At 40.0% G+C, this 9551-nt stretch carries 10 protein-coding genes; 9 read left to right on the plus strand and 1 reads right to left on the minus strand.

From position 1 onward, the window contains the following. Positions 1 to 100: 100 nt before the first annotated feature. Positions 101 to 772 carry a hypothetical protein gene (locus O3603_RS11520; RefSeq protein WP_371522954.1) on the minus strand — a complete coding sequence of 224 codons (672 nt, stop codon included), beginning with the start codon at positions 770 to 772 and terminating at the stop codon, positions 101 to 103. A gap of 314 nt (positions 773 to 1086) precedes the next feature. On the opposite strand from O3603_RS11520, the gene O3603_RS11525 reads away from it, so the two are divergent. From O3603_RS11525 to O3603_RS11565, 9 genes are all read left to right on the plus strand, one after another. Continuing rightward, a complete protein-coding gene (locus O3603_RS11525) occupies positions 1087 to 1695 on the plus strand; it encodes a hypothetical protein (protein WP_371522956.1) in 609 nt (202 codons plus the stop codon). Between the two features lies 1 nt (position 1696). Beyond that, positions 1697 to 2293 carry a cob(I)yrinic acid a,c-diamide adenosyltransferase gene (locus O3603_RS11530; RefSeq protein WP_371522964.1) on the plus strand — a complete coding sequence of 199 codons (597 nt, stop codon included), beginning with the start codon at positions 1697 to 1699 and terminating at the stop codon, positions 2291 to 2293. 52 nt (positions 2294 to 2345) lie between these two features. Continuing rightward, positions 2346 to 2567 (plus strand): DUF2795 domain-containing protein, encoded by a 222-nt coding sequence (locus O3603_RS11535; RefSeq protein ID WP_004337463.1) that lies wholly within the window; start codon positions 2346 to 2348, stop codon positions 2565 to 2567. A gap of 133 nt (positions 2568 to 2700) precedes the next feature. Beyond that, on the plus strand, positions 2701 to 3639 hold the full coding sequence (locus O3603_RS11540; RefSeq protein ID WP_371522966.1) for a type IX secretion system membrane protein PorP/SprF: 939 nt from the start codon (positions 2701 to 2703) through the stop codon (positions 3637 to 3639). A 9-nt stretch (positions 3640 to 3648) separates the two neighbouring features. Then, positions 3649 to 5130 (plus strand): SUMF1/EgtB/PvdO family nonheme iron enzyme, encoded by a 1482-nt coding sequence (locus tag O3603_RS11545; protein WP_009434689.1) that lies wholly within the window; start codon positions 3649 to 3651, stop codon positions 5128 to 5130. Continuing rightward, entirely contained in the window at positions 5130 to 5927 is a 798-nt protein-coding gene (gene gldL / locus O3603_RS11550; RefSeq protein ID WP_371522958.1) for a gliding motility protein GldL, read from the plus strand. Before O3603_RS11545 ends, gldL begins: the two co-directional genes overlap by 1 nt. 65 nt (positions 5928 to 5992) lie before the next feature. Then, positions 5993 to 7582: a gliding motility protein GldM gene (gene gldM, locus O3603_RS11555; RefSeq protein ID WP_371522960.1), complete on the plus strand. Its 1590-nt coding sequence runs from the start codon at positions 5993 to 5995 to the stop codon at positions 7580 to 7582. 79 nt (positions 7583 to 7661) lie between these two features. Further along, the gene (gene gldN, locus O3603_RS11560; RefSeq protein ID WP_371522962.1) at positions 7662 to 8705 is read left to right on the plus strand and encodes a gliding motility protein GldN; all 1044 of its coding nucleotides are present in this window, start codon (positions 7662 to 7664) and stop codon (positions 8703 to 8705) included. Between the two features lie 96 nt (positions 8706 to 8801). Further along, positions 8802 to 9431 carry a porin family protein gene (locus O3603_RS11565; protein WP_288953602.1) on the plus strand — a complete coding sequence of 210 codons (630 nt, stop codon included), beginning with the start codon at positions 8802 to 8804 and terminating at the stop codon, positions 9429 to 9431. The last annotated feature ends 120 nt before the right edge of the window (positions 9432 to 9551 follow it).

Raw genomic sequence — 9551 nt, forward strand, 5'->3', positions numbered from 1 at the left:
GCGAACAAAATCAAAATTGTTCGCGAACAATTCAAGAAAAGTTCGCGAACAATTTGGGAAGAGTTCGCGAACAATTTTTTGAGTTTCTTGTGCTATGTGTTTAATTGCTCTTACCTATATAATATGCGAGACCAATATTCCATATACCTTGCAGACCATAGCCTAGCTCTGAAGTGAAGCGGAGACGGTGGCTTCCAAGCTCTATGCCAACAGGCGATAATTGGTAGGCAAGTCTCATTTTATTCTCTTTGATATTAGGAAAGTTGCTACTTTTTGATATTAGTTGATAGTAGCTTAACCCCATCCCGACCTTTGAATATAGTGTAAAGTTCCTATTTCCGAGCCATGTGTAATGCACTTCTGGCATGATAGTCCATGCTTTACTCGATAATTTCAGTTCGTCATTAGGAAATATAGAGTAGAAAAGTCCTTCAAAAATAAGTCTGAAAGGGTTATCCTTCTCTTCTTCAGTCAATGGTCGATGTGCTCCTTTTGCAGCTGCTTCAGTGTAGCTAATATCTGCTCCTACCGCCCATCTCTTATTCAGATGATAGATATATTCCATGTTAAGAGAGCTGTTGATATTCTGAAACGAAGAGAATAATGAAGCATCATCCTCAAGTTGAAACTGTTTAACGTAATTGTTTCTAACACTCTTCAAATGTGGCTCGTCCCCTAATCCGAAGCTCCATATTAATTCGTGTTTGGGTTGTTGAGCGTTCAACGAGAGAGCAATACCAGTTAATAGTAGTACTAAGAATCTTCTTTTCATATTGTGATGTAGATTTTAATTATATTACTGCAAAGGTAATAAAATTACAGCTCATCGTTATTTTTTGTTCCATCTTTTGTTTGATGTGTAGGTGTGAAGAATCGTAATAGAGGCTCTTCTCCGTTCAAGAAGAGCCTTTCCTTGCCCTCAAAGAGGCGTCTTCTTTGGTTGAAGAAGCGCCTTTTAGTATTAGTAATAGCTATTACAGGGAAGAAAAGCGTACCTAATATGTATGATTTTTTATTGTTTTTATGTGGTATGTATATGATGTTTAAGAAAAAAGCGTTACTTTTGTTAGTCGCATAATCATTAATATGATATACTTTATTAAACGATCTGTTATATGGCTAAGACGTGCACAGTACTCTCGAGGGTTCGGTGTACAATCGCCTTGGGCATATAAGTTTATTCGTTATGTTGTGAATGAGCATTATCCATATTATAAGTATGCACAATTAAAGCAACAGGTCTATGGGATTGATAAGCGGGTTCGTAAACTTTGTAAACTCTATTTTCGTATAGCTAATTTCCAGCAACCTCATAGCTTTATAGACTATCTTCCCTCCTCCTCCTGTTATAAGATTTATGTATTGACAGGAGCTAAGAATACGCTTTATCAGTCTATTTCTCAAGGGATAAGACCTGAAAAATACGCACAAATACTTGATAAGGTGGGTGATAATACAATCGTTCGTGTTAGTTTAAGAGGTAACTATCGTGAGTTTATTGATAAAGCAATCGAACTACTCCCACCCACATCTGTCTTGATTCTAGAGCATATAAAGCGTGATAAAGAGACACGGGCATACTGGAAAAGGTTGATTGCTGACAATCGTACTGGTATTACCTTTGATTTATATTATTGTGGTTTAATCTTTCTGAATAAGTCCATGATAAAGCAAGATTACATTGTTAATTTCTAAAATGAAGCTATATACAAAGACAGGTGATGAAGGTATGACCTCCTTATGTGGTGGTAAACGAGTTTCAAAAGACGATATACGGGTAGAATCCTATGGAACTATTGATGAGTTGAATGCCCATATTGGATTGTTAAAATCGTATCTTCAATCATCTTCAATGAGTAATATTCGTAGTGGAGAACAGAATCAGCAAGAGTTGAAGTCTTCGATTGTTTCTTTCTTGGAAGATGTTCAGAAGGAACTTTTTGTGATAGGAGGAGAATTAGCAAAAGATAACTCAACTCTATCAAAACTACCTTCTGTAGCCTCCTTGGTTATAAGGTTAGAAGGAAAGATAGATGAGATGATGATGTCAATTCCAGCTCAACACGAATTCATTTATCCCGGTGGTAGCCTTATGTCAGCCCAATGTCACGTTTGTAGGACGGTATGTCGTCGTGCAGAAAGACGTATTATCACACTATCTAAAATAGCTCAAATTCCTGGAAATATATTTCCTTTTATGAATAGATTATCAGATTATCTTTTTGTTTTGTCACGTTATTTAAACATAAAGACTGATAATAGTGAAAAAACGTGGGAAAATGCTTGTAGATAGGAAATAATATATTACTTTTGCACGAACTAAGAACATGTAAAAAAATAAGAATATGTATTGGACATTGGAATTGGCCTCTAAATTGGAAGATGCTCCATGGCCTGCAACAAAAGACGAGTTAATCGACTATGCTATGCGATCAGGTGCACCTCTTGAGGTTCTAGAGAACTTGCAAGAGATAGAAGATGAAGGAGATGTTTACGATAGCATAGAAGATATTTGGCCAGATTATCCTTCTAAGGATGATTTCTTATGGAATGAAGATGAATATTAAGACATTAAAGCAAGAAAAGGTTACTCATAGGTAAGATGTGAGTAACCTTTTTTATTGCTCTAGAATACATTTATACCATAAATAAAAATTGCCTTTGATAGCAATAAACAACTACATCCTCCGTTATAAAAGCGTGTTTAAACGCTTATTTCTTATAATCATTCTGACGAGCTTAGCAGTAATTTCTGTCAAAGCACAGTTCGATCCGTCCTATAGTCACTATTGGGCTATGGAGCCATCGTTCAACCCTGCAACTGTTGGAAAAGATAATAAATTAAATGTTATTGGAGCCTATGCTTTAGACTTTGCAGGCTATGAGCATAATCCAAATACTTTCTATGTGGGGGGGGATATGCCTGTTTATTTCATGAAACAATACCATGGCGTGGGTGTGTCAATATTGAATGATAAAATAGGAGCTTTCACACATCAACGGATAGCAGGACAATATGCTTTTCGTAAGAACTTATGGGGAGGAATGCTGTCAGCAGGTGTGCAAGTAGGTGTTCTGTTTGATAAGTTTGATGGTAGTAAGCTAGATCCTGCGGAGGCAAGCGACCCTGCTTTGCTTACAACCGAAGCTAATGGAAACAGTTTGGATTTAGGTGTAGGACTCTATTATACCCATAAGAACTGGTACGCAGGAATATCTGTTCAGCATTTAAATGCCCCTTTGCTAGAACTTGGTGACAGAAACCAATTTCAAATAGATCGTACCTATTATTTGACAGGAGGATACAATATAAAATTGAGGAATCCGTTTCTAAGTATACCAATGTCTGTTTTGGCACGCTATGATGGTACTGCTTATCGGGCAGATATAACGGCACGTTTGGTCTATACGAATGATAAGAAAGTCCTATATGGGGGCGTCTCTTATAGTCCAACAAATTCAGTTACCGCTTATGTTGGTGGTACTTTTCATGGGATAAATGTTGGGTATAGCTATGAGATGTACACTGGTTCTGCAGCTTTTGGCAATGGTAGTCATGAGTTGTTTGTAAGTTATCAAACAGACATAAACCTTCAGAAGAAAGGTCGAAACAAACATAAAAGTGTAAGATTTCTATAAGAACGATATATGAAAACGAAGAAATGTATATTAACCATTTGTCTTAGCACACTATTTCTAGGCACTCTCACTGGCTGTTTTTCTGGTAAAACAGCATCAACGTCAGGTCGCGGTGGTGAGGTCACTGGTGTTGGTGGAGGTGGTAGCTTCCGTGAACCAACACCTTATGGTATGACCCTTGTAAAGCGTGGATGGCTGCACATGGGTTTAGACAAACAAGATTCTCTTTGGGGAAAGAAGACTCCTGTAAAGGATATATCTGTAGATGGTTTCTGGATGGATGAGACCGAGGTAACCAATTCCGAGTATAAGCAATTTGTAGAGTGGGTGCGTGATTCCATTCTTCGTACACGTTTGGCAGATCCTGCTTATGGTGGAGATGAAACCTATATGATTACAGAAGATAAGAATGGTGACCCTGTTAAGCCTCATATCAATTGGAATAAACGATTGCCACGAAAGTTCAATGAGGATGAGCAAAGAGCTTATGAAAGTATGTTTGTTACTAATCCTGTAACAGGGGAGAAGAGTCTTGATGCAAAACAGATGAATTATCGCTATGAGATTTATGACTATACAACAGCGGCTTTGCGTCGTAATCGTTTGAATCCACAGGAGCGTAATTTGAATACAGATATAAAGGTTGATCCTAGCGAAGTCGTGATGATTTCTAAGGATACAGCCTATGTTGATGATGAAGGAAACATTCACCAAGAAACAATCAACCGCCCATTAACAGGTCCTTGGGACTTCTTGAATACTTATATCGTTAATATCTATCCAGATACAACTTGCTGGGTAAACGACTTCCGAAACTCTGATAATGAGATATACTTACGTAATTATTTCAGCAACCCAACCTATAATAACTATCCAGTAGTGGGAGTTACATGGGAACAAGCCAATGCTTTCTGTGCTTGGAGAACGGAATATCTATTGAAAGGATTAGGTCGTGAGGCTCGTTATGTACAGCGTTATCGACTGCCGACAGAGGCAGAATGGGAGTATGCTGCACGTGGAAAGAATCAAGACGAGTTCCCTTGGGACAACCAGAATGTTAAGAATGGCAATGGTTGTTTCTATGCTAACTTCAAGCCAGATCGTGGTAATTATACGAAGGATGGAAACTTGATTACAAGTAAGGTGGGTATTTATGGTGCCAATTCCAATGGTCTTTACGATATGGCAGGTAATGTTGCTGAATGGACAAGTACCGTTTATACTGAAGCAGGTGTGGATGCGATGAATGACTTAAACCCACAGTTAGACTATAAAGCAGCTAAAGAAGACCCTTATAGACTCAAGAAGAAGAGTGTGAGAGGTGGCAGTTGGAAGGATCCTGAGAGTTACATTCGCAGTGCATGGCGTACTTGGGAATATCAGAATCAACCGCGTAGTTACATTGGATTCCGTTGTGTTCGTAGCCTCGCAAGTTCGTCTAGTGAAGCAGCAAAAGAGAATAAAAAAAGCAGTAAGAAAAGGAAAAGATAATGACACAGTATAGTAAATTCAACTTCATTTACCATCTACAAAAGTGGATGGATAGTGTTCCTGGACAAACATTCCTTAATTATGGATATAGTTGGGGAGCGTCAATTGTAATCCTTGGTGCCTTATTTAAGCTCACTCACTTACCAGGTGCTAATATCATGCTATACCTCGGTATGGGTACTGAGGTTATAGTGTTTTTCCTCTCTGCATTCGATCGTCCGTTTGATAAAACGGATGATGGTCGTGAGTTACCGACACATGTTACAGATGAATACTTAGCAGGGGAAGAGGGGACTAAGTCTACTTCTTCAGCTGTACAACCACAATCTCCTGTGGTCTCATCGGTAGATGTTGAGCGTGTACAGCAGGCTATGCCATCTGCTGATGACATAGCAGCTGCAGTTGTTGGACAACAGAGTAAGGCTATTGCAGATGCTCAACAACAAACGCCAGAGATGGTAGAGGCACAAACAAATTACGTCTCTGCATTGCAGAACTTAACAGAGATGTTGGGTAAGGTGAACGATCAGAGTCAGCGTCTTACACGTGATAGTGAAGAGATGGAGAACCTCAATCGTACTCTTACAGGTATTGCAAAGGTTTATGAAATGCAACTTAAGGGAGCAAGTCAGCAGATTGGTACTATTGATCAGATTAATGAACAAACCCGTAAGATGGCTCACCAGATAGAGCAACTTAATAGTATTTATGCCCGAATGATTGAGGCAATGACTGTTAATATGCGTGTTGCTGCACCAGGGGCAGCAACACCACAATCAACTCCTGAAAGCTTATAAATAGAAAGATGAAGGTAAGGGGAGGTTCTGTGAAATTGTCTCCTCAATACTAATAAATAAGATTAATGGCTATTAAAAAGAAAAAGGTTAGCCCACGCCAGAAGATGATTAACCTCATGTACGTTGTCCTCATGGCAATGTTGGCATTGAATATTTCTACGGAAGTACTCAATGGCTTCTCTGTTGTTGAGGAGAGTTTGAATCGTACGACGGGTAATTCTTCTAAAGAGAATGAAGCCATCTTTGGTGAACTAGACCAAATGATGCAGAAGAATCCACAGAAGGTTAAGGAGTGGTTTATGATGGCATCGACGGTTAGAGAGATGAGTGATTCTCTCTATAATTATGCTCAGTCATTGAAGGTTGCCATTGTTCGTGAAGCAGATGGTGAGAAAGGCGATCCTTTGCACATTGAAGGTAAAGACAATCTGGAGGCTGCTAGTTATATAATGTTGAACCCTGCTAATGGGCAAGGGCGCAAGTTATACAATGCGATCAATAGTTATCGCAGTCGAATCTTACAGTTTGTAACAGCCCCTCAACAAAAGAGTATTATTGCAAGTAACCTCTCAACGACAGTGCCGAAACACTCAATGGGGAAGAACTGGGAGGAGTATATGTTCGAGAATATGCCTGTTGCAGCTGCTGTAACATTGTTATCAAAGTTACAGAGTGATGTTCGTTATGCAGAAGGCGAAGTCCTGCACTCATTAGTGGCTAATGTTGGTTTGAAGGATTTACGTGTTAACAAATTGCAAGCATTCGTTGTTCCGAGTCAAACTCGTCTCTATCCAGGTGAGACCATGACTGCTCAAATGTTTATGGCAGCAGTAGATTCCACCCAACAACCACAAGTTTATGTTAATGGTCAACTAATTCAAGGGAATCAAGTGACCGTGAAAGCTGGTGCTCCTGGTAAGCATACTTTGAGTGGATACATGCTTATGAAGGATATGGCAGGTAATGTTTTGCGCCGTAACTTTACACAAGACTATTGGGTTACTGGTGGACCACAACCTAAGCAATACATTAATCCTAGTGGTATGCAAAAGACACCTCCTTTCGATGGGATGGCTACAATTGCAGCTGATCTGATGAATGTATTGTATGCTGGATTTGATAATCCAATCACCATAAGTATTCCTAATACTGCTCAAAACGATGTACAAGCAACGATGTCAGGAGGGACGCTTATTGCCCGTGGTGGCGGTCATTTCATAGCGCGACCATCAGCAGTCGGCAGTCCTGTTACCATTTCTGTATCAGCCAAGGGGCGCAAGGTCGGTGCCTATCAGTTCCGTGTTCGTAAGCTACCAGACCCATCTCCTTACATCGCTATGGGTGGTGATCGCTTTAAGAGTGGACCATTATCTAAAGCAGCCTTAATGGGTGCTCCAGGTATTCATGCGGCTATTGATGATGGATTACTTGATATTCCGTTCACTGTGACAAGCTTCCGTGTTGTCTTCTTTGATAATATGGGTAATGCCGTTCCATTGGCTAGTAATGGTGCTTCCTTCTCATCTCAACAGAAGGAGCAGTTCCGTCAGTTGAGTCGTAACAAGCGCTTCTATATTACCAATGTTGTTGTTCATGGACCTGATGGAATCACTCGAACTCTCAATGGGCGCAATATGGAGGTTATTGTTCGATAACTATTTGTTAGATAAAACTAGCTGAATATAATATAGGGGATGGTCTTCTTTCCTCTCATAAAGATAAAACAAAGAAACAATGAAAAAGATATTTCTCATAACCTGTACGGTTTTCTTTGCACTAGCCATCAGTGCTCAGCCTGCTGCTAGACGTAACCAGCAAAGGGCGCAATCGCCTGCTAACACGATTACTACACGTGCGCAGATATCTTTCCCAACAGCTGCTCCTTTGCAAGAAGATGTTGTTTGGCGTCGTGATATCTATCGTGAATTGAAGTTGGATGAGGATGCGAATGCAGGACTTTATTATCCAGTTGAACCCGTGGGATCACAGATGAACCTCTTTACTTATATCTTTAAATTGATGATGAATGGTCCTAATCGAGGAGGGATTGCCGCTTATAATTATCGAATGGATGGTAACGAGGTCTTTACCGACTCTGCCCGTGTAAAGCCCTTGCAGTTCCTTGACAACTATCATATCTATTATGAACGCACAGACCATGGCATCCGTCTTGATAATAGTGATATTCCTTCGAGCGAGGTAAAAGGGTATTATCTAAAGGAAAGTGCTTATTATGACCAAGGTACATCAACTTTCCATCGTAAGGTGGTGGCGCTTTGTCCAATCATGTATCGCGAAGATGACTTCGGAGATGGAGAGGTTAAATACCCATTATTCTGGGTTCGCTATGACGATCTTGCACCTTTCCTCTCTAAGCAAACCATGATGACTAGCAACTTAAACAATGCAGCTACAATGAGTGTGGATGATTATTTCACGATGAACTTATACAAAGGAAAGATTTACAAGACCACTAATCTGTTAGGTAAAACACTTGCACAATATTGTCCAAACGATTCTGCAATGGCTGCAGAACAGAAAAAGATAGAGCGTGAGCTTGCTGATTTTGAGAAGCATATCTATGGTGATCCAGCTCGTAAGGATAGTCTTGATAGTATTGCGGCAAGCCAAGAAGTAGCGAAAGCAAGCAAACGAACTGTTCGTGGTCGTCGTACAAGTCCTTCAACAAGTAGCGTTAGGCGCACACGTCGCCCATCTTCCAGTGGGAGTGCGAGCGTGTCTCCAGCACGAGTAACTGTCCGCCGTGAGCGTCATTAACATAGCTGTTAAATTTCTTCAATTAGGTAATAAAAGCCATTTGAGAACGATTAATGTATAGTCATTATAGTTCTTTTATCATTAATATTTATGATTATGAAGAAAATTATTTCATCGGCTTTATTAGTCCTTTCGTTTCTCTTCTCCATTCCTGTTCACGCTGACGAACCTTTGAAGTTTGGTGTGAAGGCAGGATTGAATGTGAGTGATTTCTACTTTGATAGTGAAGTCTTTGACAAAACAAACCAAGCTGGCTGGTTCATTGGACCAACGGTGAAATTCACATTACCCATTGTTGGTTTAGGTATGGATGCTTCTGTTCTTTATGATTATCGTGCTGCAAAACTCGATTATGCCACGATGACGCAGACTGTTAAGCAACAACAGATAGCAATTCCAGTGAATGCTCGTTACTCTATCGGCTTAGGTAGCATGGCAAGTGTATTCATCTTTGGTGGACCTCAGGTTGCTTTCAACATTGGTGAGAAAGAATATCAATGGAACATGAAGAGTACATACGCTTTGAAGAATAGTAACTTCAGTGTCAACCTTGGCTTTGGTGTTACTGCGTTTAAGCACCTGCAGGTGAGTGCAAATTACAATATTGCCTGCGGAAAGACAGGGCATGCAACGTGGAAGTCAGCTACTGATGCAGCAACGTCTGTCTTCAATAAGAAGAGCAGTCGCAACAACTCTTGGCAGGTGGGTGTAGCCTATTTCTTCTAGTCTATTTCGATATTTCTTCGCTGATTATTTGGCAGTTCTAAAGGAAAGCCTTACCTTTGCCGCCGTGAAAGAATTAGCAATGACATATCAAGTGAACGAAGTACTGCAAAGAATTATCGA

Source organism: Prevotella sp. 20925_1_30, from assembly GCF_041433025.1.
Lineage (GTDB): Bacteria > Bacteroidota > Bacteroidia > Bacteroidales > Bacteroidaceae > Prevotella > Prevotella vespertina.